The organism is Streptomyces sp. NPDC047981 (genome assembly GCF_040653315.1).
In the GTDB taxonomy this organism is placed as follows: Bacteria; Actinomycetota; Actinomycetes; order Streptomycetales; family Streptomycetaceae; genus Streptomyces.
Genome location: NZ_JBEZNQ010000021.1, coordinates 62,560 through 86,402 on the forward strand (window position 1 = coordinate 62,560; position 23,843 = coordinate 86,402).

At 71.9% G+C, this 23,843-nt stretch carries 18 protein-coding genes and 1 pseudogene; 10 read left to right on the forward strand and 9 right to left on the reverse strand.

Going from position 1 to position 23,843, the window contains the following annotated elements; all coding sequences use genetic code 11:
• Positions 1–195: 195 nt before the first annotated feature.
• The gene (locus AB0E14_RS15295) at positions 196–2,379 is read right to left on the reverse strand and encodes an alpha-galactosidase (RefSeq protein WP_362416753.1); all 2,184 of its coding nucleotides are present in this window, start codon (positions 2,377–2,379) and stop codon (positions 196–198) included.
• 283 nt (positions 2,380–2,662) lie between these two features.
• Here AB0E14_RS15295 and AB0E14_RS15300 point away from each other — a divergent pair, with 283 nt between their 5' ends.
• Positions 2,663–3,502, forward strand: a complete 840-nt coding sequence (locus AB0E14_RS15300; protein WP_362416756.1) for a GntR family transcriptional regulator — start codon at positions 2,663–2,665, stop codon at positions 3,500–3,502.
• 24 nt (positions 3,503–3,526) lie between these two features.
• Here AB0E14_RS15300 and AB0E14_RS15305 read toward each other — a convergent pair whose 3' ends face one another.
• On the reverse strand, positions 3,527–3,799 hold the full coding sequence (locus AB0E14_RS15305) for a hypothetical protein (RefSeq protein WP_362416759.1): 273 nt from the start codon (positions 3,797–3,799) through the stop codon (positions 3,527–3,529).
• Between the two features lie 116 nt (positions 3,800–3,915).
• On the opposite strand from AB0E14_RS15305, the gene AB0E14_RS15310 reads away from it, so the two are divergent.
• From AB0E14_RS15310 to AB0E14_RS15325, 4 genes and pseudogenes are all read left to right on the forward strand, one after another.
• Positions 3,916–4,950 (forward strand): hypothetical protein, encoded by a 1,035-nt coding sequence (locus AB0E14_RS15310; protein WP_362416762.1) that lies wholly within the window; start codon positions 3,916–3,918, stop codon positions 4,948–4,950.
• Entirely contained in the window at positions 4,947–5,906 is a 960-nt protein-coding gene (locus tag AB0E14_RS15315; RefSeq protein ID WP_362416765.1) for a terpene synthase family protein, read from the forward strand. Before AB0E14_RS15310 ends, AB0E14_RS15315 begins: the two co-directional genes overlap by 4 nt.
• A 49-nt stretch (positions 5,907–5,955) precedes the next feature.
• Positions 5,956–7,311, forward strand: coding sequence for a hypothetical protein (locus AB0E14_RS15320; RefSeq protein WP_362416768.1), 1,356 nt, complete (start codon positions 5,956–5,958; stop codon positions 7,309–7,311).
• A 208-nt stretch (positions 7,312–7,519) separates the two neighbouring features.
• Positions 7,520–7,660: pseudogene (locus AB0E14_RS15325) on the forward strand (phosphotransferase); the annotation flags it as partial.
• 81 nt (positions 7,661–7,741) lie between these two features.
• Here the strand turns inward: AB0E14_RS15325 and AB0E14_RS15330 are convergent.
• The gene (locus AB0E14_RS15330) at positions 7,742–8,164 is read right to left on the reverse strand and encodes a VOC family protein (protein WP_362416771.1); all 423 of its coding nucleotides are present in this window, start codon (positions 8,162–8,164) and stop codon (positions 7,742–7,744) included.
• A 97-nt stretch (positions 8,165–8,261) separates the two neighbouring features.
• Between AB0E14_RS15330 and AB0E14_RS15335 the strand changes: the two genes are divergently transcribed.
• On the forward strand, positions 8,262–8,843 hold the full coding sequence (locus AB0E14_RS15335) for a TetR/AcrR family transcriptional regulator (RefSeq protein ID WP_362416774.1): 582 nt from the start codon (positions 8,262–8,264) through the stop codon (positions 8,841–8,843).
• A gap of 73 nt (positions 8,844–8,916) precedes the next feature.
• On the opposite strand, the gene AB0E14_RS15340 is transcribed toward AB0E14_RS15335, so the two are convergent.
• The 4 genes from AB0E14_RS15340 to AB0E14_RS15355 form a co-directional block, all read right to left on the reverse strand.
• The gene (locus tag AB0E14_RS15340) at positions 8,917–9,423 is read right to left on the reverse strand and encodes a barstar family protein (protein ID WP_362416777.1); all 507 of its coding nucleotides are present in this window, start codon (positions 9,421–9,423) and stop codon (positions 8,917–8,919) included.
• A gap of 35 nt (positions 9,424–9,458) precedes the next feature.
• Positions 9,459–10,115 (reverse strand): GNAT family protein, encoded by a 657-nt coding sequence (locus tag AB0E14_RS15345; protein ID WP_362416780.1) that lies wholly within the window; start codon positions 10,113–10,115, stop codon positions 9,459–9,461.
• A 198-nt stretch (positions 10,116–10,313) separates the two neighbouring features.
• Positions 10,314–11,600 carry a Gfo/Idh/MocA family oxidoreductase gene (locus AB0E14_RS15350; RefSeq protein ID WP_362416783.1) on the reverse strand — a complete coding sequence of 429 codons (1,287 nt, stop codon included), beginning with the start codon at positions 11,598–11,600 and terminating at the stop codon, positions 10,314–10,316.
• A gap of 99 nt (positions 11,601–11,699) precedes the next feature.
• A complete protein-coding gene (locus tag AB0E14_RS15355; RefSeq protein WP_362416786.1) occupies positions 11,700–14,627 on the reverse strand; it encodes a hypothetical protein in 2,928 nt (975 codons plus the stop codon).
• Between the two features lie 379 nt (positions 14,628–15,006).
• Here AB0E14_RS15355 and AB0E14_RS15360 point away from each other — a divergent pair, with 379 nt between their 5' ends.
• A complete protein-coding gene (locus AB0E14_RS15360; protein ID WP_362416789.1) occupies positions 15,007–17,400 on the forward strand; it encodes a polysaccharide lyase 8 family protein in 2,394 nt (797 codons plus the stop codon).
• A gap of 97 nt (positions 17,401–17,497) precedes the next feature.
• On the opposite strand, the gene AB0E14_RS15365 is transcribed toward AB0E14_RS15360, so the two are convergent.
• Both AB0E14_RS15365 and AB0E14_RS15370 read right to left on the reverse strand, forming a co-directional pair.
• A complete protein-coding gene (locus AB0E14_RS15365; RefSeq protein ID WP_362416792.1) occupies positions 17,498–18,769 on the reverse strand; it encodes an alpha-L-fucosidase in 1,272 nt (423 codons plus the stop codon).
• The gene (locus tag AB0E14_RS15370) at positions 18,766–19,746 is read right to left on the reverse strand and encodes a hydroxyacid dehydrogenase (protein ID WP_362416860.1); all 981 of its coding nucleotides are present in this window, start codon (positions 19,744–19,746) and stop codon (positions 18,766–18,768) included. Before AB0E14_RS15370 ends, AB0E14_RS15365 begins: the two co-directional genes overlap by 4 nt.
• A 525-nt stretch (positions 19,747–20,271) precedes the next feature.
• Between AB0E14_RS15370 and AB0E14_RS15375 the strand changes: the two genes are divergently transcribed.
• The 3 genes from AB0E14_RS15375 (at position 20,272) to AB0E14_RS15385 (ending at position 23,820) form a co-directional block, all read left to right on the forward strand.
• Positions 20,272–21,129, forward strand: coding sequence for an ABC transporter permease subunit (locus AB0E14_RS15375; RefSeq protein ID WP_362416864.1), 858 nt, complete (start codon positions 20,272–20,274; stop codon positions 21,127–21,129).
• A gap of 74 nt (positions 21,130–21,203) precedes the next feature.
• Positions 21,204–22,070: a carbohydrate ABC transporter permease gene (locus tag AB0E14_RS15380; RefSeq protein ID WP_362416867.1), complete on the forward strand. Its 867-nt coding sequence runs from the start codon at positions 21,204–21,206 to the stop codon at positions 22,068–22,070.
• A gap of 70 nt (positions 22,071–22,140) precedes the next feature.
• Positions 22,141–23,820 (forward strand): extracellular solute-binding protein, encoded by a 1,680-nt coding sequence (locus AB0E14_RS15385; RefSeq protein WP_362416795.1) that lies wholly within the window; start codon positions 22,141–22,143, stop codon positions 23,818–23,820.
• Positions 23,821–23,843 lie beyond the last annotated feature (23 nt).

Sequence of the window (23,843 nt, forward strand, 5' to 3'; positions counted from 1 at the left end):
CCCTACGCCTCTCCACCCAGCGTATCGATCGATTGTGATCGAATCGATCAGAATGCGGTGGCTCACACTCCCTGGCGGCCATCGGCCTGGATCACGGCGGCGTGATCGACGGATACCTCCCGAAGTCGTCGCAGTCGACGATCAGCAGCCGGGCATCGCGGGGACACCCCAGCAGCTCACTCGACCGTTCCGCCGTCATGTCCTCGTTCCTTTCCGCCGTCCTTGCCGGAGCCGTTCCACGTCCAGCACCAGCGCGTCGCCCGGCGCGAGGCGCGGCACCGAGAGCCCGACCACGCCGAGGACGCGCCCGGTCGTCGTGACGCCGGTCGTCGCGAGAGGGCCGGGAATCGGGGTGTGCGGGGTGAGTTCGGGGGTGAGCGTGACCCGGTACGCGGCGTCGGCGGTGAGCCCCGGCAGGCGCAGGCGTACGGGAGTGTCCGCGACGGACGTGCCGGTCCGGGCGTAGCAGAAGAGGGCGCGGTCGCCGTCGGCGGAGACGACGCCGTGGAGCAGGGCCGCGGGGTCGGGGTGGTCGGCCCGGACGGTGGTGCCGGTGTGGATCAGCTCGCGCCGGCGCTTGTAGAGGGCGATCCACGAGGTGAGTTCGCCCAGTTCGGCGTCGGTGCACCCGGTGAGGTCCCATTCGATGCCGGCGTGGCCGAAGAGGGCCGTGGCGCAGCGGAAGCCGAGCCGGGTGGTGCGGCCGGTGACGTGCGCGGTGGCCGGGCCGACGTGGCTGCCGACCAGTTCGGGTGGGAGCAGCAGTCCGGTCCAGCGCTGGATGTGCTGGCGGTCGACGGGGTCGTTGGTGTCCGAGGCCCACACCCGGTCGGTGCGCTCGATGATCCCGAGGTCGACGCGGCCCCCGCCGGAGGCGCAGGACTCGATCTCCACCTTGGGGTGGAGCCGCCTGATGCGGTCGATGAGCGCGTACACGGCCCGGGTGTGGCGGTGGACCCCGGCCGCGCCGTCGTGGACGGCCTCGACGAGTGGGCGGTTGTGGTCCCACTTGACGTAGGCGATGGGGTACTCGGTGAGCAGGGCGTCGATCCGCTCGGCGAGATGCCGGGACACCTCGGGGCGGGCGAGGTCGAGGACGTGCTGCTTGCGGTGCGGCTCGGGCAGCCTGCCGGGTGCGGCGAGGAGCCAGTCCGGACGGGCGCGGGCCAGGTCGGAGTCGGGGCTGACCATCTCCGGCTCGAACCACAGCCCGAAGTCCATGCCCAGAGCCCGGACATGATCGGTGAGCGGATGCAGGCCGTTCGGCCAGATCTTCTCGTCCACGTACCAGTCGCCGAGTCCTGCGCTGTCGTCGCGACGCCCGCGGAACCAGCCGTCGTCGAGCACGAACCGCTCGACACCGACCTGGCGGGCCCGGTCGGCGAGGGCCTTGAGCCGGTCGAGGTCGTGGTCGAAGTAGACCGCCTCCCAGGTGTTGAGGACGACCGGCCTGGGCGTTCTCGGATGGTGCGGGCGGGCGCGCAGCATCCGATGGAGCCGGTCGCCGATGCCGTCCAGGCCCTCGTCGGAGTGAACGAAGTACACCCAGGGGGAGACGTACGACTCGCCCGGCGCGAGCCGCACCTCACCGGGGGCCAGGAGCTCACCGCCGGACAGCAGGCCGTGGTGACCGGCGGAGCGCTCGGCGCCGTGCTCGCTCTCCCCGCTCCAGGCCACGTGCACGGCCCACACCTGTCCGTGCCGGAAGCCGAATCCGGCGGTGCCGGCCACGAGCAGGGTGGCGGAGTCGTGCCCGGGCCGGCCCTGGTGTGTCTCGCGCAGATGGAGACCGTGGACGAACGGGGAGCGCTGCGGCGCGCGTTCGAACCCCCAGCGGCCGGTGAGGTCGAGGAGTTCCACGGCCTCCTCGGGAAGCGGCAAGGAGGGGCGTGCCGCGGCCACCGCCCAAGGATCGTCGCCGGTGTTGGTCACCGTGTGCCTGATGCTGACCACGCCCTGGGCGGTGAGCCGCAGTTCGCAGGTGAGGCCGACCCCGGCCGCGGTGTCCGCGGCGCGCGCGGTCACGACGGACCCGCCGCCGTCGGACGTGTGCGTGACGGGCTCGGTCAACAGGGGGCGCAGGTGCGGCCATCGCCCGGCGCGGTCTCCGCGGACGCCGGGTCGCCCGGGCCATCCCAGGGACTGCAGGGGTACGAGGGGCACTCCGCGCGTCACCCCGCCGCCCGCCGCGCGGGCGTCGTCCGCCGCACCCGCGCCGCTCGCGGCGAAGGCGGCGGCACCGTCGGCGTCCGGGTCCAGGGCGGTACCCCAGTGCAGCACGCGGGGAAGCGCGGGGCCGGCGACGTCCAGGACCAGGCCGGAGCCTGCGGCCGCGAGCACGAGCGGAAGCGGTGCGAGCGGAAGCGGTGCGAGCCTCATGTATTCCTCCGGGCGATGGGGGCGTAGAGGCCCCGCCAATCCCACGAACAATCAGGAGCGCGCATTTTCTATCAGGTTCGCGCAGGTTCAGACAATGTCCAACGCTAGGGTGACCCAGGCGAAGGAGCGTCGAGGCTCACCGGGTGCCCCCCCGGGAGCTCTCGGGGCACTCCCAGGGCGCTCTCGGGGTGGGGCGCAGAGGGTTTGACTCAAAGGTGTAGACCAATGCTAGCTTGATGCCGCACCGCGCCCGGACCATCACATTCCGTGAGGTGACGCTGTCGTGTCCCGCCCACTCCACCACCGGCCCGCACCCACCCCCGCATACCTGCGCATCGCCGCGCACCTTGAGCGGGAGATCGCGCAGGGCCACATGCCCGTCCACACCAGACTCCCCGCCGAGCGCGCGCTCGCCGAGACGTTCGCCGTCAACAGACAGACCGTTCGGGCCGCCCTCCAGTGGCTTCGGCAACGGGGAATCGTGGTGACGGACCGCCGCGGCACCTACGTGAACGGCAGCGTCCCGCCCGTCGGCGCGCCGCCCGTCGAGCGCCCGGGACCCGCGGGCGCGGACGGAGCCGGCCCCGCGTTTCCCATGGCAACCGCCGACACCGGCCACGAAGGCCGCCTCTTCAGCGCGCCGGTCCCGCCGGCCGTGGCCGACGCCCTGGGCATCCTGCGCACCCGCCCGGCGCTGACCTACCACCAGCGTGGCGTCGACGCGTCCGGACGGCTGACACACGAGTCCGTCACCCACTTCGCGCCGGCGGCCGCCCTGGAGATCCCCGAACTCGGCCGGTACGTCACGCGGTTACCGGTCATCGACCCCGACCTGCGACTGCTCCACCACTGGCTCACTCGCTCCGGGCTCCGCCCGACCCTCACGGAAGCGGTCACCGTGACGCGCCCCGAACCGAAATCCGCCACTCCGTCCTCACCCGAACTGGCCATCCGCCGCCACCTGCACGACCAGCGCGGCCGACTCCTCGCCCTCACCGACGTCACGTTCCCCAGCGGCTGGCAACGGATCACCCTGGCGCACACCGGCCCGTGCCCGCTCACCCACGACATCCACCCGGCGCCACCGACCGGCCCGGACGACCGAGCCGACCACGACTCCTGATCCACTGGCGCAACAGGCTCTGGTTCAGTGCCCGGGGACCACCACATCGGCTCGCTCCCGGGGACGGGTCGCCGCCAGGTAGTGCTCCTCGGCGAGACGCCAGCGCGACTCCCAGTCGATCGGACCGTGGTCGTCGCCGTGGACCACGGCGGCACCGTACGACTCCGCCAGGGCCGCCGCCAAGGACGACTTGCCCGATCCGCCCATCCCGTCGACCGCGACCAGCGTGACTCCGTCACGGCGTCGGCCGTCGACGGCTGCGGCGAGCCGGGCGGCGGTGGTCGAGATCAACGACATGGCGGGATCCTATTCAACACGTTCAACGACCAGACCCCACCGGGCACCTTCCACCCGGGGGAGCGCGCGGCATATAACGAACAACACCCGCCCCCGCCGCGAACCCGGGGCCCCTCATGCTGCGACACCCCCACCGTGACATCCTCTCCTCCGCCGCCCGGGGGTGGGCCTTCCTCTCCGCCTCCCCGAACGGCATGCCCGCCGCACTGTGCTCCTGCGACCCCTCCTTCGACCCTCTCCTCGCGGAGATCGCGCCGCCCGCCGCCGCGCCCCGGCTGCTGCGCGAGCGGGACGCCACGGTCCCCGGGTTCGCCCTGGGCGACGAGGCGTTCTCCGCGATGCTCGCGCTGTCCGTGCTCCCGCGCGCGACGGCCCCGGCCGAGCGACGGTTCCTGGGGGACGTGGCCCGGCAGGTGGAGGGGGCGCGCCGGGGGAACCGCTTCGCGTTCTTTCCCGCAGTTCCGGCCTTCGCCGCCGACACGGACTGCACGGCTGTCGCGGCAGGCGCCCTCCTCGAGCACGGACTCATGCCCGAAAGCCGCTTCCTGGCAACGGTCCAGGACCTTCTCCGGTCCGCCGTCGGCCTCGGGAGCGGGACGCCGAACGGCCCGCTCCACGAGGGCGTCTTCCTCGTGTACTGGGACGACACGACGGAACCCGACGCCCCGCCCCGCGGCCGCAAACACGACGCGGTCGCCTGCGCGAACGTGCTGGCCACCCTTCACCTCGTGACCGGTCACCCCGATGCCTCCCTCGCCACCCTCGCGTATCTCCGCCACCATCTGACCTCCGGCGACTACCGGACGGGCACCCGCTACTACCCGTCTCCCGCGGCCTTCCTGCACGCCGCCGCCCGCGTGTGCCGACGGTGCGCGCGGTGCGCGGACGCGCTGTCGGCCCCGCTCGCCGCCGCCCTGAACCACGTCGAACCGGAAAGCGCGCTCGATCTCGCGCTCCTGACGATCGCCGCGGACGACATCGGACTCGGCTCCCCGCCCGCGTGGCGCGAGGAACTCGCCGCGCGGCAGCGGGAGGACGGATCGTGGCCCGCCCACGGCTACTTCCGGATGGGGCGGGTACCGCTCTGGTTCGGCTCACCGCACCTGACGACCGTCTTCGCCGTACGCGCCCTGCAAGGGGCGAGACCATGACCGCCGCGGCAGCCGCTCGGCCGGAGTACCTCGACGAACCCCACCGCCGTACCGCGCAGAAGCTGCTCGCCTGGTCGCTGCGGCACTGCACCTGCGCCCGGGGCAGGAGCTACCACGAACGAGGGGCCTATCTGGCCGCCACGTACGACGCGTACTGCGCCCCGCCCCGCCCGACGACCGGCCTCGACGGCCACGAGGTGGACGCCGGCGGCCTCCTCGTCCTGTTCGTGTTCCTGGTGGAGGACGTGACGCTGGCCGAGAACGAGGCACTCGTACGGTTCCTCACGACGGGAGCCGCCGACGAGCCGAACGAGGGAGTCGCCTGCGCCCGCGCCATCCTGGGGACCCTGCACCGGAAGGGGATCCCGACAGGGCGACTGGAGGAGACGTTCCGCACCTGGGCGTCGCGAGCCCGGGACGAGCAGTCGCTCGACCCGGAGGAACTGACCCTCGCGACCTACTGGCCGTACCGGCGGCACACGATCCTGGTGCCCCTCTTCCTGGAGTGCTGGACCACCGCCCTCGGCCTCCACCTCCCCGCCCACGTCGAGGAGGCGCTGGACCTGAGCGGACTGCCCGAACTGTCGGCCCACATGGTCGTGCTCGCCAACGACCTGGGCTCTCTCGACCGCGACGCGGCACGACGCGCTGACGACGCCCACGTCGTCGACATCAACTCGGTGCTGCTCCTCGAACCGACCCTCGGCTCGCGCGACGCGGCCGTCCGGCACCTGGTGGAGGAGTACCGCCAGGACGTCGAGCGGTTCGCCACGCGCGCGACCCGGCTCCTGGCCGAGCACGGCCGGACAGAGCCGCGACTGCGCGACCGCGTCGAACTGATCCGGCGCCAGACCAACGGCAACCTGGACAGCGTCCGCCACCTGACGGACCGCTACCCCGGCAGCCGGGAACGGCTCCGTGAGCTGTACGCCATCCCCGACATCAGTGCCGGGTGATACGGGCAAGAGCCCTGTGGGTACCCGCCGGCGGCCGGAGGGAGGGTGCGTGGCACGTCGTGAGGCCAACGGACTGCTCGCCGCGCTGCTCGGTGAGGCCGACTGGACCGGGGGAGAGCTGGCACGAGCCGTCAACGCCCTGGGCGCGGCCCAGGGCCTGCGCCTGCGCTACGACCGTACGTCGGTGGCCCACTGGCTCACGGGGTCCCGGCCCCGCCCACCGGTTCCCGATCTGGTCGCCGCCGCCTTCAGCCGGCGAGTCGGCCGCCTGGTCCTCTCGGCGGAGACCGGTCTTGCGGCAGACGCACGTCCGGGGGAACCGGTGCTCGATCCCGGCGCCGGGGCAGCCTCGGCGGCGCTCGGTCTCATCGCCCTGTGCCGGGCGGAGGCGCTTCCCGAGCAGCGCGCCGCTCTGACCCGCTCCGGATACACCCCGACGGCTCCGCCCCTTCCGGGCGGCCGCACGCCCGGCGCGCCACCACCGTCCGCGGCGAGCGGCGTCGTCCGCCGTGTCCTTCCCGAGGACGTGCGGCTGCTGCGGGAGATGGCACGGGTGTACGCGGTGCTGAGCCGCGGTCACGGCGGCGCGCACGCGCGCAGCGCACTCGCCGCCTACATCGGTGACGACGCCGGACGCGTCCTGGGCGCCACCGGGCCGGACCGGCTGTCCGGCGAAGCACGGGTCGCGGTCGCCCAACTGGTGCATCTGCTCGCGGTCATGACCGCGGACGCGGGACACGACGGGCTGGCGCAGCGCTACTTCTCGTCGGCCCTGTCCCTGGCCCGGGAGGTGGGGGACCGCCGTCAGTACGCCATCACACTGCGGGCCATGAGCTCGCAGGCGCTCAGGCTGCTGCACCGCCGGCACGCGGACGTCCTGGCACACGCCGCGCTCACCGTCCATGGAGACGAGGCTGATCCGACCGTCCGCAGCTATCTGCTGGCCCAGCGGGCGCTCACCTCGGCCCATCGCGGCGAGCGCGGGGACGCGCTCGCCGACCTGGCGGACGCGGCCCGGCTGCACGAACGCGCGGTCCATGAAGGCGCTCCCTTCACCGCGTATCCGCGCTCAGGTCTCCACTACCAGCGGGCCGAGGTCTTCCAGGCACTCGGGGACGAGTCCGAAGGCAGAGCGGCCCTGCGGTCAGCCCTCGCACACCGGCCACCCGGCGATCACCGGCCCGTCGCCCTCACCCAGGCCCGGCTCGCCGAATCCTTCCTGAGAATCGGTCACTTGGACGTGGCCTGCGGCCACTGGAGCAGCTTCCTCGACCACTACCCCCACCTCCACTCCCGCCAGGTGGACCAGGCCCTCGCCGAACTCGTCCGCCGCCTGCGGCCCCACCAGCGGCAACGGCACGCCGCCGCGATCCTGGACCGGGCACGAGATCTCCGGCGACGGTGACGGGAGCGGGAGCGGGGGCGCGGGCGGGTCGTCCCCTGAGGGAAGGGCGAGTAGCGCTGCGAGGCAGAAGGGGTCATCCACGGCACCTGTGTACGGGCCCGGCGCCGCCTCCGGGCACCTCTCCGGACGGCGCGGGCGAGATCCACCTGAAGAATCGATCCGCCATACTCCACCCGGTCAACACGAAGCGGAGCTCGGACGGCCCGCCGACCCGGACGGCGTCCGTGCGGTGAGGGAGGACGCCGTCGCCGCGCCCGCCTGGGCGGGCCCGGCGGTGTGGCTCCACGGCGACCTGCATCCGGCCAACGTCCTCACCGCCGACGGCACCTGCTGCGGCGTGATCGACTTCAGGCGCCTCGTCGCCAGGACGGGCAGCTGATCGACCCGACCCGACCCGACCCGACCCGGCTCGGTCGTCGGCCATCGCGCGTCAGGAGCCGGTGTACTGGGCGGCGTACTCCTCGCTGGGCGGGACGACGGTGATGACGTCGATCAGCACGCCGTCAGGGGCGGCGAGGATGAAGTGCCGCTGGCCGAACTCCTCGGTCCGCAGGGGCAGCACCTCGGGAAGGCCGGCCTCCGTCACGAGCCGCCGATGCTCGGCGTCCACGTCGTCCACCTCGAAGTTCAGGAGCAGCCCGCCCCGCAGCGCGACCCGATGGCCTTCGGGGACGGTCGGGTGGGCGTGCTGCAGCAGGGCCAACTCGTACTGAGGTGCGTCGGGGCGGCGCAGACTCACGTACCAGTCCGCCTCGAAGGTCACCTCGAACCCGAAGTGACGGGTGTAGAAGTCGCGTGCCGCTCCCACGTCCTGGGTCGCGAGCACCGGGTAGAAGCCGCTGAGCTTGGTCATGGCAGAACCCTCCAGATCTCCTTCACATACCCAGGGTATGTGAACCATGTGGACTAGCATACCTTCGGTACGCGAAAGCGAAAGGGCGGTGCGCACGATGGCGGTCAACCGGGCGGAGCAACGCGCGGCCACGCGGCAGGCGCTGCTGGCCGAAGGCAGGCGGCGGTTCGCGGCCGACGGGTACCACCACGTGGTACTGGCCGAGGTGGCACGGGCCGCCGGGGTCACCAAGGGCGCCGCCTACCACCACTTCGACAGCAAGGCGGGCCTCTTCCGGGCCGTCGTCGCCGAGGTCCAGCAGGAACTGGGAGAGCGGGTCGCGACCGAGGCCGAGCGGTACGAGGACCTCTGGGAGCAACTCCGGGCCGGCTGCCGGGCCTTCCTCGCAGCCGGCACGGACCCGGCGGTCCGGCGGATCCTGCTCGTCGACGCGCCCACGGTGCTGGGCTGGGACGAGTGGCGGGCCCTCGACGAGGAGTCGTCCGCCCGACACCTCGCCGAAGCCCTCGCAGCGCTCGCCGAGGCCGGGGTCATCGCCGATCAGCCGGTGGAGGCCCTGGCCCGGCTCCTCTCGGGCGCGATGAACGAGGGCGCGCTCTGGATCGCGAGGGGTGGGGATCCGCGGTCCGTGGAGGCGGCACTCGACCGGCTCCTTGCCGGGCTGCGCACTCCAGGCTGACGCGGGTCGGCGGCCTGACGCGGGTCAAGGGCCGGACACCGGTGGGGGCCTGGGCCGTCAGGGCCTGCTCCCGTCAGGGCCGCCAGACCGCGAGGTTCAGGGTCACGGTGAGAAAGCCGGCGCCCGTCTCCACCACCAGGTCCGGATCCTCGATCCGCACGGCGAAACGCTCGGCCGCCACCTGGTCCAGCAGGAAGACGAAGTGTTCGATCACCACGGGAACGTCCCGCGGACAACCGTCGGGATCGACCTCCGTGTTGGCGCGGTCCGCCGCCAGGCAGAGCGAGGCCAGCAGGACCTTCAGGTCCGCGGAGTCGAGCAGGAGGTCGGCGCCGTGGACGACGACGACGATTCCCACGCCGCCGGTGTGGTGCCCGTGCAGGTCGTCGAGGCAGTCGACCAACGCGTCCCAGTTCCGGCCGAAGTAGCCGGGGAAGCCGAGGGCGGCCGCGAAGGCGTCGCAGGTGCTCACCATGTCGGTGAAGTCCCGGGCCTGGAGGTGGTACGACCTGCCGCCGGCCGCCTCCAGCGCCGCCACCTGCTCCTCGATCTCGGCGGCGCCCCGCGGGCCGAACACCACCCAGGGGGACCTGGGTCTGCTGAGGTCGAACACGGTCACCCGCCCGCGTGCGGTACGTCCCAGGAACGGGACCGGGTGAACTCCTGCCACTCGTCCCGGAGCAGGGCGAGGACCGCGACGTCGTAGCGTCGGCCCCGGTGCAGACAGGCGGAGCGTCGTACTCCCTCCTGGACGAATCCGGCCCTCGCCAGGACGTCGAGCGCCGCGGTGTTGGTGGTGTGCGTGACGGCCTGCACGCGGTGCATGGGCAGCTCGCCGAAGGCGAGGTCCACGAGCGCGTCCACGGCGGCCGTCCCAAGGCCCCGGCCCCGGTGATCGGGGTCGAGCATCAGCAGGATCTCGGCGGTGCCGTCGACCAGGTCCTGGTCGAACAGGGCGATGTGGCCGATCGGCGTGCCGTCGGGGAGCAGGACGAGGAAGTCGTCACGATCGTGCTCGTCGCGGTCGCGCTCGATCCGGTCGCGTACGGCGGAGAGGGCACGCGGCCACATGCCGATCTCGTGCGCGGCCACGGGGTCGGCCCGCCAGAGGTGGATCAACTCCGCGTCGTCGACGTCGAGCGGCGCGAAGGCGACACCCCTGCCCCGCCAGCACACCTGACGGGGCGTTTCCGCGTCCCCTGCCGCCGACTGCTCCCCGGCCACACGCTCCGCCACTTCTTCGGCGACTTCTTCCGCCACTTCCTCGGCCATGGCCGCATGCTACGAGCCCCCGTGGCCCTCGGACCAGCCATTTCCGCCCGAGCGGCAGGCGGCGGCGCCCAGGTGCCGGGCGCCGCATCCGTGCCCCGCACCCGCCCCCGCCGGGCCTGCGCCCGCGCCTGCGTGGGACGAACCCGCGCAGGCGCTACGGGAACCGCCTGCCCCCGTCGGCGTCGTCCGGCGAACCGGTCACGGCACGGCCGGGCCCGTGGCGGCGGGTGCCGGGCGGTGCACCGTCTCGACGGTGCCGCCGAGGCGCGCACGCTCGGCCGCGAGGACGGTGAGATGGCTGGTGAGGGACTCCTGCGGGCCCGACTTCACCAGAGCGGGGTCGCCCGTCGCGACGGCCGCGACGAAGGCGTCCATCAGCCCCGCGTCACCGCCGCCGTGACCGCCTCCGGCGTCCATCGACCCCTCACCGAACACGTCGATGGTCTCCTCGGTGCGGGTCAGGAAGTCGTACACCCGCAACGTCCTCCCGTCGCCGTGGAGTTCGCCGCGCGTGCCGAAGATCCGGGTCTGCCGGTCCGCCTGTTCGGTGAAGGCCGTCATGGTGAACGTGGCCGTCGCGCCGGAGGCGAACTCCATGGCCACGACCTGGTGGTCGACCACGTCGTTGTCGCAGCCGTAGACGCACCGCCCGTACGGGCCCTCCCGCAGGGCCGTCTCCAGCGCCTCGGGCGTGAACTCGTCGACCACCACGCTCAGCGGCCAGCCGTGGCCGCCCTGGGCGAGGCGGTCGCCGTAGTCGCGCTTGGCGGAGTACGGGCAGTCGGCCTCCACCGAGCAGTCCAGGCACCGGTCGGCCGCGCCCGCGGGCCGGTTCGCGGCGCGGAAGTGGGAGAGCCGGCCGAAACTGGAGACACGGACCGGGGGTGCGCCGAGCACGTACTGGAGCCAGTCCAGGTCGTGGCAGGACTTGGCCATCAGCATGGAGGTCGCCTCGTCCTCGCGGCGCCAGTTGCCCCGCACGAAGGAGTGGGCCTGGTGCCAGAATCCGACAGGCTCCAGGTGCTGGACGCTGACCAGGTCCCCGATCCTCCCGGAGTCGAGCAAGTCCTTCAGGGCCCGGGTGTAGGGGGTGTAGCGCAGGACGTGGCCCACGGCCAGGGTGACTCCCGCGTTCTCCACCGCGTCGACGATCCCGCGGCACTCGTCCTCGGTCAGCGCCATCGGCTTCTCCAGCATGATGTGGTAGCCGAGCGCGGCGAAGGCGAGGACCGGTTCGAGATGGTCGCGGTCGAGGGTGCAGATCAGCACCGCGTCGGCGATCCGTCCACGCGCGGCAAGGACCCGCCAGTCGTCCACCGCCGCCGCGGGATCGAGCTTGTGCGCGTCCGCGAACCGCTGCCGCCGCGTCGGGCGCGGCTCGGCCACCGCGACGACCTTCGCCCGCTCGGGGTGGGCGAGGGCCCAGGCCGCGTGACCGGTCCCGCGGTCTCCGGCGCCGACGACGGCAAGAGTGACAGGCGACATCCGACGTTCTCCCTACTCGGGTCCATAGAAAGCGCTTGCTGCACGTCGGGGATCGTAGTGCCCCATGAGCCCTTCCGACAGAGCGTGAGGCGCCCCGCGCTACCGGACCCGCGTGGCTGCACCCGTCCGCGCACTCGACGCGGCCGGGAGGTGGCCCCTCAGGTCGTCCAGGTCGAACTCCGCCTCGCCGAGCACCAGCCTGCCGCCCTCCGCGAAGGCCGTGGGCACCGTGGTGCCGCTGCCGACCGCGAGAACGATACGGAAGTCCACCTCCGTGCCGCTCCGCGTCACTCTGAACGCGCCCTTGTCCACGGAAAGTTCCGCGCCGTCGGTGTCGAGGATCCACCCCTTGAGCCAGCCGTCGCCCTTTCTGAAGAGGAACGTCGTCGTCCCGGACTCGACCTCGCCGAACGTGATCGACGTACCCGCCTCCGGGGAGAGCTGCCAGGCGTACGTGTGCGCGGCGGTGTCGGCGAAGGTGTCGTGGACCGCGACGACGGAGTCGGCCCCGCCGACCGGACGCAGGTCCACCGCGATGTCCCGCCGGGCCGTGCCGAGGCCGTAGTTCCCGCTGCCGTCCAGCGAGACGAACCCGCCGCCCTGACCCGCGTACGCCCGCGACTCCAGCGTCCGCCCCAGGCCCGCGAGGGGCTCCGGCCGGCCGTCGACGAGCGGCTTCGAGAACAGCTCCGTCTTCGCGGTGTTCTTCGCGGGCTGCTGCGCCCACGTCACGTCCTGGCCGACGAGCGACAGCGCGAAGGTGTCCGCACCGCCCCAGCCGATGTGCTGTTCGTTGCGGTTCTGCACCCCGACCAGGACGTCGTCCTTGTCGTGGTACCGGCTCCGGAAGAGGTACGAGCCGACCTGGTCGTCGAGCAGCGCGGCCCGGACGTCCTCGGGACCCTCGTCGGGGTCCTGCGGAGCCACCCCGTACGGGTAGTGGAGCAGCCCGTACGTACCGCCCCCGGCGCCGACCGTGCGCTCGTACTGCCAGAGCCAGGCCGCACGCTGATCGGCCGGCACCTGGGTGAAGACCAGGCCGGGTATCGGTACGGCGCCGGTGGTCGTGGCGACGCCCCACTGGAGCCGCGCCCTGTCCTGCTGCGCGGACACCCCGTGCAGCAGCAGGTTGGCGAACGCAGGCCGCTGCCACCTCTCCTTCAGCGCGCCGATGCCCGCGTCGAGCGAGCCGGTGACTCCCGGCGCCCCGACCCCGAGACCGTAGCCGAAGTAGTCGAGCCCCTCCTGGTCCCAGCCGCTGTCCGCGTACGCCGTGTCCAGGTGCCGGCCGAGGTCGTCGACCAGCTGGGGGATCCGCTCCTCCTGCAGGTCGAACGGCCCGTCGCCGCGCACCGCGAGACGGAGCGTCAGCTCGGCGCCCCGCACGACGGCGGTCCAGTTGCTCTGCTTGGTCGGCAGGGCGAAGTTCGGGTGGTAAGCGACCTCCAGATAGGCGGCGACCCGCTGGAGCACCTGCTGGGCCTCGGCCCGCTGCTCGTCCGTCCACGCCTGGTACGCCCAGTCGTAGGCGGTGGCCAGGGGAGTGGCGGCGTTGGCGGTCTCCAGAGCGGCGGCCCCGGCGTGGGCGGTGCCGTTGACGAACGGCATGGTCCGCCCGGACTCGACGACCGCCTGATGGGCGATCGCCGCGTACGCCGGGTCCAGCGTGACCTGGTACAGGAGGGCGGCGTCATGCGCCAGCGCCGCCTGCGCCTCGCCCGGACGGTAGTTGTAGCCGGCGAGCCCCTTGGCGACCCGGCTCACCAGACTGTCGTACGTCGACCTGGGCGTGCCGCTCCGCTGGATCGCGGCGCGGATCGCCGTGAGCCGCTCAGCCGTGACACCCATCCTCGGGTGCGCGAGGCTGCCGAGGCTGGCGGTGGCGAGGACCTCGCCGTGGCGCCCGGCGAGAGCGAACCCGGTCGCGCCCCCGAGGTCCTCGGCCGACAGCGTGAGCGCGCCGGTCGTCGCGCAGTCCGCGCCGCACGTGCGGAGCTTGCGCGCCCCGGTGAGCCTGCCCTCGGCCACCTCCGGGCCGCCCGCGTACAGCGTCAACGGAGTCCCGCCGCCCGCCTTCGACCGCCATGCCAGGCGGGCTCCCTGGCCGGTCGCGGGCCCGGTCGCGGTCGCGGTCAGCACGTCCGTCCGCTGCTCGTCGAGGAAGCGGGAGGGCAGGGTCACGGTCTCGGCGCCGGTCGTCGCGAGGCGCGTGCCGTCGGCGGCCAGGGCGACGACCTTGTACGTGTACCGCTTGCCGGGACGGCCCGAGCCGTCCTCGGCCGTCCACGCTGCCGGCACCGCGCGGATCAGGGACTTCGGCCCCGGCGTGAAGCGGGGGTCGGGGGAGCGGTGGACCTCGTACGAGGCCGGGGGCTGGGCGAGCGTGCCGAAGTTCCAGGTGAGCTGGACGGCTCCGGTGGGCTGGACGTTGGCGCCCACGACATCGCCCGCCACGCGCTCCACACGGACGTTGTCGACGAGCAGACGGCCGGTGCTCCGCTCCAGGGCGAGCAGCAGATTGACGGTCGGGGCGCCCGGGCGGGCCAGGACGACGGCACTCGCTCTGCGCCAGCGCGTATCGCCGGAGACACGGCCGACGAGGGCGTCGTGGCCGAAACCGCGGGCCCACAGATCACCGCCGTAGCCGCGCAGGTCGATCGCACGCTCGTCGAAGGTGATGCGGTACGCGCGGAACGTGCCGGTGTCGGGGATCGGGACGTCCTGGCCGATCGCCGCCTTGTCGTCCGCGTTCCCGAGGTCGAGGGCGAGCGCCCGGCTGCCGTCGGGGCCCGCGCCCTCGAGGATCTGGGCGCGGCCACTCGCGCGCGTCTCGTTCTGCGGCCAGCCGACGATCGTGCCGTCGGCCGCGACCTGCTCGAAGTCGCCGTTGACGACCGGGTTCGTGGCGGTCTCGGCGTGGGAGGCCTCGGCGTGGGCCGGCGCGGGAACCGGCACGGCGAGCGTCCCTGCGACCGCCGCGCCGACAACGGCGGCGCGACCGAGACGGGACGGGAGGGCTGGGGACATCGCTGCTCCGAACGTCGCGCTATCGATTACGTGGCGGCGAGGCTAGGGGCGCCGCGAGAACCAGGTCAAGACGGCGAACGGCAAGTGGTCCGATGATTCAGGCTCGTTGGGCGAGTAATGCCCTGATTGAGCGTGCTGATCCCCGGAGTTGACCACAAGAGGCCCGACCAATCTCCTGGTGGCTACGCGGTCACGCGCACGGGAGTGCCGGCCGGCTCCGGGCAGTCTATATCGATCACTCTGATCGAAAGATCGGAAATACGATCCTTTCCATTGACTCCGATCGGAGCGGTCGTCACCATTTCAACGCGCTGAAGACGCGCTGAAGAAGCTCCGAAACCTCCCGTCCGCCGCACCGCACACCGCCGGAGGCCCCCGCATGACAACGCCGTCATGGTCCCGCCGTACCTTTCTGTCCGCCGCGATGGGCACCGGTCTCGCGATCGGCTTCATCGGGGCGCCTCCGGCCCTCGCGGCCGACGCCTACGACACGCTCCGCCTGAGGGCGCGCGAACTCCTGCTCGGTACGGGCTTCAGCGCGAGCGACCCGCTCTTCGCCGACCGGTTGACCGAGCTGGGCACCAAGGCCGCCTCGTTCCGCGACGCGATGGCTCCGTCCAGCTCCTCGCTCTGGCCCGACCTGCCCTACGCCTCCTTCGCGGGCGACCCGGTCACCGCCACCTACAACCGGCTCAGGACCATGGCACTCGCCCACGCGCAGCCAGGCACCGGACTGACCGGCGACGTCTCACTCGCCGCCGACGTCGTCGCCGGGCTGCAGCACGTCCACGACGGCGTCTACCACGCCTCGTTCACCCTGCCCAGCACCAACTGGTGGTGGAACGCCCAGATCGGCGCCCCGAGCGCGCTCCTCGACACCTGCGTGCTGATGTACGACAGCCTCTCCGCCGCGCAGATCACCGCCTTCTGCGCGGCCGTCGACCACTTCGTGCCCGACAGCCAGCTCGACGTGGGCGCCCCACACAGCGAGAGCGCCAACCGCGTCGACTTCTGCAAGGTCGTCGCCGTGCGCGGAGTCATCGGCAAGAACTCCGCGAAGATCGCCCGCGCCCGCGACGGGCTCTCCCCGGTCTTCCCGTACGTCACCTCGGGCGACGGCTTCTACCGTGACGGCTCGTTCATCCAGCACAGTCACACGCCCTACACGGGTTCGTACGGCGCCGTCCTGCTCAGCGGCCTCGCCTGGCTCTTCGCCCTGCTCGGCGGTTCCTCCTGGGACATCACCGACCCGAACAAGCAGCTCATGCTCGACTCCGTCGAGCGCTCCTTCGCCCCCTTCGTCTACCACGGCCTGCTCATGGACGCGGTGAGCGGACGGGCCGTGAGCCGGGGCCTCTCCGCCGGGGCCACCAACGGCTTCGCCGGCGGCGACCACGCCCGGGGGCAGGGCGTCATGGCATCCCTCCTGGTGCTCGCCATGGGCGCGAGCGCCACCGAGCGGACCCGCTGGCGCGGCATGGTCAAGGGCTGGCTCCAGCGCGACTACTACCTCACCCTGGAGACGAACCCGTCCCTGGAGATCGCATCGCTCTCCCGGCTGAAGTCGGCGCGCGATGACACCACGCTGACCGCCGTCGCCGAACCCGTCGGCCACCGCGTCTTCGGCTCGATGGACCGGGCCACCCACCGCCGCCCGAACTGGGCCGCCTGCCTGTCGATGTCGTCCACCCGCGTCGCCTTCTACGCCTTCGGGAACCTGGAGAACAAGCGGGGCTGGCACACCGGCTCCGGCATGCTCTCCTGGTGGAAGGACTCCACCCTCGGCCAGTTCAGCGACGCCTTCTGGCCCACCGTCGACCCGTGCCGGCTCCCCGGCACCACCGTCTCGAAGAAGCCGCTCGCCGACGGCGCCGGCGGGGACTTCGGCGCCCCCCGACCGTCCTCGACCTGGGCCGGCGGCACGAGCGACGGAACGTACGCCGCACTCGGCATGGACATCCGCGGCCTCCAGTCCACCCTGGCCGGCCGCAAGTCCTGGTTCTTCCTCGACGACGCGGTCGTCTGCCTCGGCGCCGGCATCGGCTGCGCCGACGGCACGGGCGTCGAGTCGATCGTGGAGAACCGCAACCTCGGCGCGACCGGCACGCACACCCTCACGGTCGACGGTGCCGCCATGCCGGCCACCCAGGGTTGGTCGGCCACCCTGACGGGCGCCCGCTGGGCCTCGCTCGGCGGCATGGGCGGGTACGTCTTCCCCGGCGGCGCCACCGTCAAGGCGCTCCGGCAGGAACGCACCGGAGCCTGGAGCGACATCAACGGGCTCTCCGGCTCGACGACCCCCTTCACCCGCCGCTATATGACGCTCTGGTTCGACCACGGCACCGACCCGACGGGCGCCGGCTACGCCTACATCCTGATGCCGGGTGCCGACAGCACGGCCACCGCGGCCCGCTCCGCCGACACCGGCTGGCTCAGCGTGCTCGCCAACACCGGCAACCACCAAGGCATCCGCGTCCCCTCGCTGGGCTTCACGGGCGTCAACTTCTACGGCAGCGGCACCGTCGGGACCCTCACGGCCACCGGGGCCGCCTCGGTCATGGTCCGTGAGAGCGGCACGACGGCCACCGTCTGCGTCGCCAACCCGACGCAGACGGTCGGCAGCCTCGACATCACCTGGAACCGCGCGGTGACCGGCGTGGTCTCCCAGGACCCCTCCGTCACCGTCCTCGCCACCGGCTCCACCCTGAGGCTCCGGGTGGACACCTCGGCGAAGGCGGGCGCGACCCAACGGATCACGGTCACCCTCGGCTGACCGCGCTGCCCCGGACCGGCCGACTCACCGAGAGCCGGCCGGATCGCCGGATCGCCGCCTGGGCGGGCTCTCGGTGAGTCGGGCGGCTCTCGGGCGGTCAGCCCGCGCCCTGCCCGCGGTAGAGCTCGATCTCGCCGTCGAGTTCGAGGGCGAGGACCGTGGCGTGCGGGTCGCAGAGGGTCGGGGCGTCGATGCGTACGACTCCGGGAACCCGGTGGGACGGGAAGCCCCCGACCACGCGGTGGCCCAGCTCTTCCCCCGTACCGAGCACGGCGATCCGCCGGACGGCGTTCCGCAGGCCCCGCACCTCGACGAAGCCGCGCGGCGGGTCGAAGCAGACCAGGAACAGGGTGCGGCGGTCGCGGGCGAGCATCGAGGGGCCGTAGTGGTGTCCGTAGGGCAGACCGCGGTCCGTCGTGTGGACGGCCTCGCTGTTGCGGCGGATCCACTGCCCCAGGCCCTCGAGGCGTTCGGCGTGATCGGGCGGGATCGTGCCGTCCTCCCGGGGACCGGTGTTGAGGAGCAGATTGCCGCCGTGGCCGACGGTCTCGGCGAACACCCGGACGAGTTCGGGCACCGACTTGTGCGCCGTGTCCCCGGGCTGGTGGCCCCAGGCGTCGCCGATCGTGTAGCACAGCTCCCAGGGGCCCTCCGGCGGGACGATCGGCACGCCGAGCTCCGGGGTCGCGTAGTCCCCGTGGCCGAGCATCCGGCCGTTGAGCACGGTTCGCGGCCGGAGCCGGAGGATCTCCTCGCGCAGCTCCTTCATCCGCCACTGGCGTTCGTCCCGTTCCCAGGCGCCGTCGAACCACAGCAGGTCGGGCCGGTAGCGCGAGAGGAGTTCCCGGATCTGCCCCCTGTGCACCTGTTCGAGGAAGCGTTCCCAGCGCTCGGGTTCCTCCCGGCCGGGCGCGGGCATCGCGAAGCGGTTGTCCACCCAGGGGCGCTGGAGGACGGACGGCCGGACGGTCGGGTAGTCCGGGTGGCTCCAGTCGGAGTGGGAGAAGTAGAGCCCGACCCGTAGGCCGTGATGGCGCAGCGCCTCGGTGAACGGGCCGACCAGGTCGCGCGCCGCGGGACTGCGGGCGGCGACGGACAGGTCCGTGCGCGCCGTGTCCCAGAGGGCGACGCCGTCATGGTGCTTGGTGGTGAGCACCGCGTACCTCGCCCCCGCCCGCACGAAGAGGCGCGCCCAGTCCTCGGGGCGGTAGCGGGAGGCGGTGAAGCCCTTGAGCTGTTTCATGTACGCGTCGCGGGACATGTCCCCGCCGAAGAAGGACCAGGACTCGGGGACGCCGTCCACGGCGTAGATCCCCCAGTGGACGAAGACGCCGAGTTTGGCCTCGGTGAACCAGGGCTGCATGGTCACGCGGAACGCTCCAGGTCCTCGCGCCGTACGGGATGGGCGAACGGGAGCCCGGCCGCGTACCGCTCCACCTCCGCCAGGGCCAGTTCGGTCATCCTGCGCAGTTCCGTGCCGAACGAGCCCGCGAAGTGCGGGGTGAGCAGCACGTTGGAGAGGTCGTAGAGAGGGGAGTCGGCGGGCAGGTGCTCGGGCTCGGTGGTGTCGAGCACGGCCCTGATGCGGCCGGTGGCCAGCTCCTCGGTGAGGGCCTCCTGGTCGACGAGCGAACCGCGCGAGGTGTTGACGAACGTGGTGCCGTCCCGCATCAGAGCCAGCCGGCGCCGGTCGATCATGTGCCGGGTCTCGGGACTCTCCGGCGCGTGCAGGGTGACGACGTCCGAGACGGCGCAGAGCTCGTCGAGGGTGACGGGGCGCAGTCCGAGCCGCTCCGCCTCCTCCGCTGGCAGGTACGGGTCGTGGACGAGGAGGTCGAAGGAGTACGGGGCGAGCAGTTCGGCGACGCGGCGCCCGATCCGCGAGGCCCCCACGATCCCGACCGTGCGCCGGAAGTTGCCCACGTCGGGATAGCGGGCGCGCCAGTCCTGCTCGCCGCGCACCCGGCGGTACTCGTCCCGGACCTCCAGGACGCGCTTGTTGGAGAAGAGGACGGCGGCCACCGTGAACTCGGCCACCGGAAGGGCGTTGGCCGCCGCGGCGGAGGACACCGCGATGCCGCGGTCCCAGCAGGCGTCGGTGATGTGTCCGCGGACCGAACCGGCGGCGTGGACCACGGCCTTGAGGCGCGGGGCGGCGTCGAGGACCCAGCTCTCGAGCTCGGGGCAGCCCCAGGAGGTGAGGAGGATCTCGGTGTCGCGCAGCGCGCTGAGGACATCGGCGCGGCTGAAGTCGTCGGTCACCAGACCGGTGTCGACCTCGGCGAGCCGCGCGAGCCGGCTCAGGGTCTGTTCGTCGAGCAACGAGGGAGCCAGGTCGGGGGCCATGGCGAGAAGGAGCCGAGGACGGCGAGGCGTCGCCGTCCGCTCGTGCGCCGGATGGCTGTGCGGCAGCATGGCGGTCATGGCGTGACCCTAGGGATCGATTAATCGATCGTCAAGATCGATCATTGTGATCGATGGATCGATCCCCCTTGACTACGATCGTCTCGGTGGTCAGTATTCGACTCATCGCACCGGGCTGGTCATGAAGCCCGGGCGCTGTCGTCACAAGCCGCCCGGGACAGGCGGAAACCCACGTCCCACCGGAGCCGAACGCGAGCGCGCGCCGCGCGCCGCTCGACCGCGTCCGTACCCCTGCCCATTCCTCTCTCGCAGGGAGAGGTGTGCGCTGCGGGCCGACGCGCCTCGGCCTGGAGACGGCGGAATGGAGAGGGGAGCTGCATGTCCGTGACACTCAAGGACCGGGAGGCGCACCGACAGCCGCGCGCCGCCGGCCCTCCGAAAGCGGCGGGGCCACGGCCCCGGGGCCTGCGGCACCGGCTGCGCAGGGACCGCGCCCTCCTCGCGCTCATGGTTCCGGGCGTGCTGTACTTCCTGGTCTTCCACTACGGGGCGATGTTCGGCAACGTCATCGCCTTCAAGGACTACGTGCCGTTCCTCGGCATCGACGGCAGCCCCTGGGTGGGCCTCGCGAACTTCGAGGCGCTCTTCGGCGACGGCGCCTTCTGGGCCGCCGCCTTCAACACCCTGTCCCTGTCGTTCCTCCAGATCGTCTTCTTCTTCCCGCTGCCGCTGGCCCTCGCCATGCTCCTGCACAGCGTCAGCCTCGGTCGGGTGCGCAGGTTCGTCCAGAGCGTCGTCTACCTGCCCCACTTCATCTCGTGGGTCATCGTGGTCGCGCTGTTCACCCAGGTCCTCGGAGGCGACGGACTCCTCAACGGCCTGCTCGGCGAGGACGACGGCGACCATCTGATCGACGTCTTCGGCAACCCGGCGGCCTTCCAGCCGCTCATGGTCGTCGAGTTGATCTGGAAGGACTGCGGCTGGGGCACCATCATCTTCCTCGCCGCGCTGCACAACGTGGACGAGGCGCTCTACGAAGCGGCGGCCATCGACGGGGCCGGACCCTGGCGCCGCTTCTGGCACGTCACGCTTCCGGCGATCCGCCCGATCGTCGTGCTGCTGCTGATCCTTCGGCTCGGCGAGATCCTGAACGTCGGCTTCGAGCAGATCCTGCTGCAGCGCGACGTCTTCGGCCCGGAGACGGCCGAGGTCATCGACACCTACGTCTACTACCACGCGGTCACCGACGGCATGTGGGGCGTCGCCGCGGCGGCGGCCCTGTTCAAGGGCGTGATCGCCGCCGTCCTCGTCTTCGCCGCGAACAAGATCGCCCACCGCATGGGCGAGCAGGGGGTGTACCGGTGAGCACGGACCTCGACGACCGCACGCCCGTCCGGCCCGCCCGGACCTCCGGCAGGGGCGACCAGCGGCCGGCCTGGATGGAGAAGCCCCGACCCGTCACCCGGGTCGCCAAGATCCTCGCCCTGGCGCTGACCGTGGCCATGGTCCTCGTCCCCTTCTGGACGGTCCTGGCCACCAGCTTCGCCCCGGACCGGCAGATCGTCGCCAACGGGGGCTGGGCCTTCTGGCCCGACGAGTGGACCCTGAAGGCGTACGCCAAGGTCTTCGCCAACGAGAACACCACCCACGCCATGCTCGTCTCCGCGGGCGTCGCGCTCGTCGGAACGGCGCTCAGCCTGGCCTGCACCGTGTTCCTCGCCTACGCGCTCGCCCGGCCCGGTGTCGTCGGCGGCAAGCCGGTCATGCTGCTCATCCTCTTCACCTTCCTCTTCCCGCCCGGCATCATCCCGAGCTTCCTCGTCGTCCACACGCTCGGGCTGCGCAACACCTACTGGGCGCTCTTCCTGCCCGTCCTCATCAACGCCTTCAACCTCGTCGTCGTGCGCGGCTTCTTCCAGGGGATCCCCGAGGAACTGTACGAAGCCGCCCGGCTCGACGGCGCCGGGGAGATCCGCACGCTCTTCCGGATCGTCCTCCCGCTCTCCAAGGCGGTCATCGCCGTCGTCGGTCTCTTCTACGCCGTCGGCTACTGGAACGACTTCTTCCGAGGCGTGATCTACCTCGACGACAGTGCGATGTGGCCGCTGCAGACGGTCATGCGCGGCTACGTCACCCAGGGCAACGGCCTGGCCGAGTCGCAGGCCGTGGACGAGACGCTCGTCCAGGCGCCCCAGACGATCAAGATGGCGATCGTGATGGTGGCCACCGTGCCCGTCCTCTGCGTCTACCCCTTCATCCAGCGCTACTTCGCGAAGGGCGTCCTCACCGGCGCCATCAAGAGCTGACCTCCCCGCGGCTCCGCACCACCCGAAACCTCTCTCCCCGCCTTCGGGGTCTTCAGTAAGGGACGTCCTCATGAGCACGAGCACTCGCACGAGCACCGGCGTATCGCGCAGAAGAGTTCTGCAGACCATCGGCATCGGCACCGCCCTGACCGCCACCGGCGTGTCGCTGACGGGCTGTTCCACCTCCGGCACGGCCCGCACCGACGCCGGCAACAGCGGCAAGGACCTGGCGCCCTTCCCGACGCACGTCCCGTTCGCCGGCCCGAAGCCCGACCTCGCGGGCACCGAACAGGGCGTACAGGCCGGCTACCTCACCTACCCGTCGGAACTGGCGCAGTCCGTCGAGGAGAAGCCCGGCGACGGCAGGAAGATCACGGCCTGGTTCCTGTCGTGGAGCTCCACGCCGGTGCCCCGGGAGAAGAACAGGTTCTGGCAGGCGGTCGAGGCGGCGCTCGGCGTCGAGCTGGAACTCACGGTCGTCCCCGCGATGGAGTACGAGACCAAGCTCGCCACCCTGATGGCCAGCGGCGAGATGCCGGACATCCTCCAGGTCGTCGCCGCCCCGAACGAAGCCCAGTTCGTCCTCAGCAAGTGCGCCGACCTCACCGAGCACCTCTCGGGCGACGCCGTCAAGGAGTACCCGAACCTGGCCAACATCCCGCCGTACGCCTGGAAGGCCGCCGGCCGGTTCGGGGGCAGGCTCTACGGCGTCCCGGTGGAACGCCCCTTGATCGGGCACGGTCTCATCGCCAACCAGGACAAGTTCAAGGAGGCGGGCATCTGGGTGCCCGAGGTCGGCGGCCTCGACGTCGACTCCTTCACCAAGGGCCTGAAGCAGCTCAGCGTCAAGGGCAAGTACGGGCTCGGCGCCTCCCAGATCGGCGCCTTCGGCTTCAACTCGTACATCGCCAACCACGGTTCGCCCAACATCTGGTCGGTCAAGGACGGCGCCTTCGTCAACTACATCGAGACCGACGAGTTCAAGGCCGGTCTGGAGCAGATGGTCGCCTGGCAGAAGGCCGGCGTGTTCCGCCGCGACGCCCTGAGCGTGGACGGCGGCGCGTACAGCCTGGAGTTCTACAACGGCACCACCTACGCGCAGTCCAACGCCTTCGTCGGATTCAAGGGTGCCGTGCTCGCTGTCAAGGACGGCTTCACCGTCGATCTGGCCAGGCCTTTCAAGCCGGCCAACGGGGCCTCCCCGAAGCACTGGCTGGGCTCCGGCATCTACGGCTACACCGTGCTCAAGAAGGCGCCCAAGGAGCGCATCGAGCTGCTGTTGCGGGTGATGAACTACCTGGCCGCCCCGTTCGGCACGAAGGAGTACGAATTCGTCAACCACGGAGTGGAGGGAACCCACTTCACCCGGGGCAAGGACGGCGGCCCCGTGGTCACCAAGCTTGCCGCCGACGGCGGCGACGGCCCGGCCACCCTCCCGCTGACCTTCATCGCCGGCCCGCCGCAGCCGCTGTACCTCGCCGACCGGCCCGAGGCGACCCGGCGCTACCACGCCTATCAGCAGGAGATGATCCCGCTCGGCGTGCCGAGCGTCCACTACGGACTGCGCTCCAACGCCTGGGCCAACAGCGAGCGCGGTCTGGTCAAGCAGCGCGAGGACGCGATCAACGCCGTCGTCACGGGGAAGCGAAGCCTCTCCGAGTGGGACGCCGTGGTCAAGGAGTTCAAGGCGAAGGGCGGCGCGAAGGCGGCCGATTCCCTCGCGGAGGAGTACGCGGCCGCCGGCAGCTGACCCCGCCGGACGGGTAGGGGTCC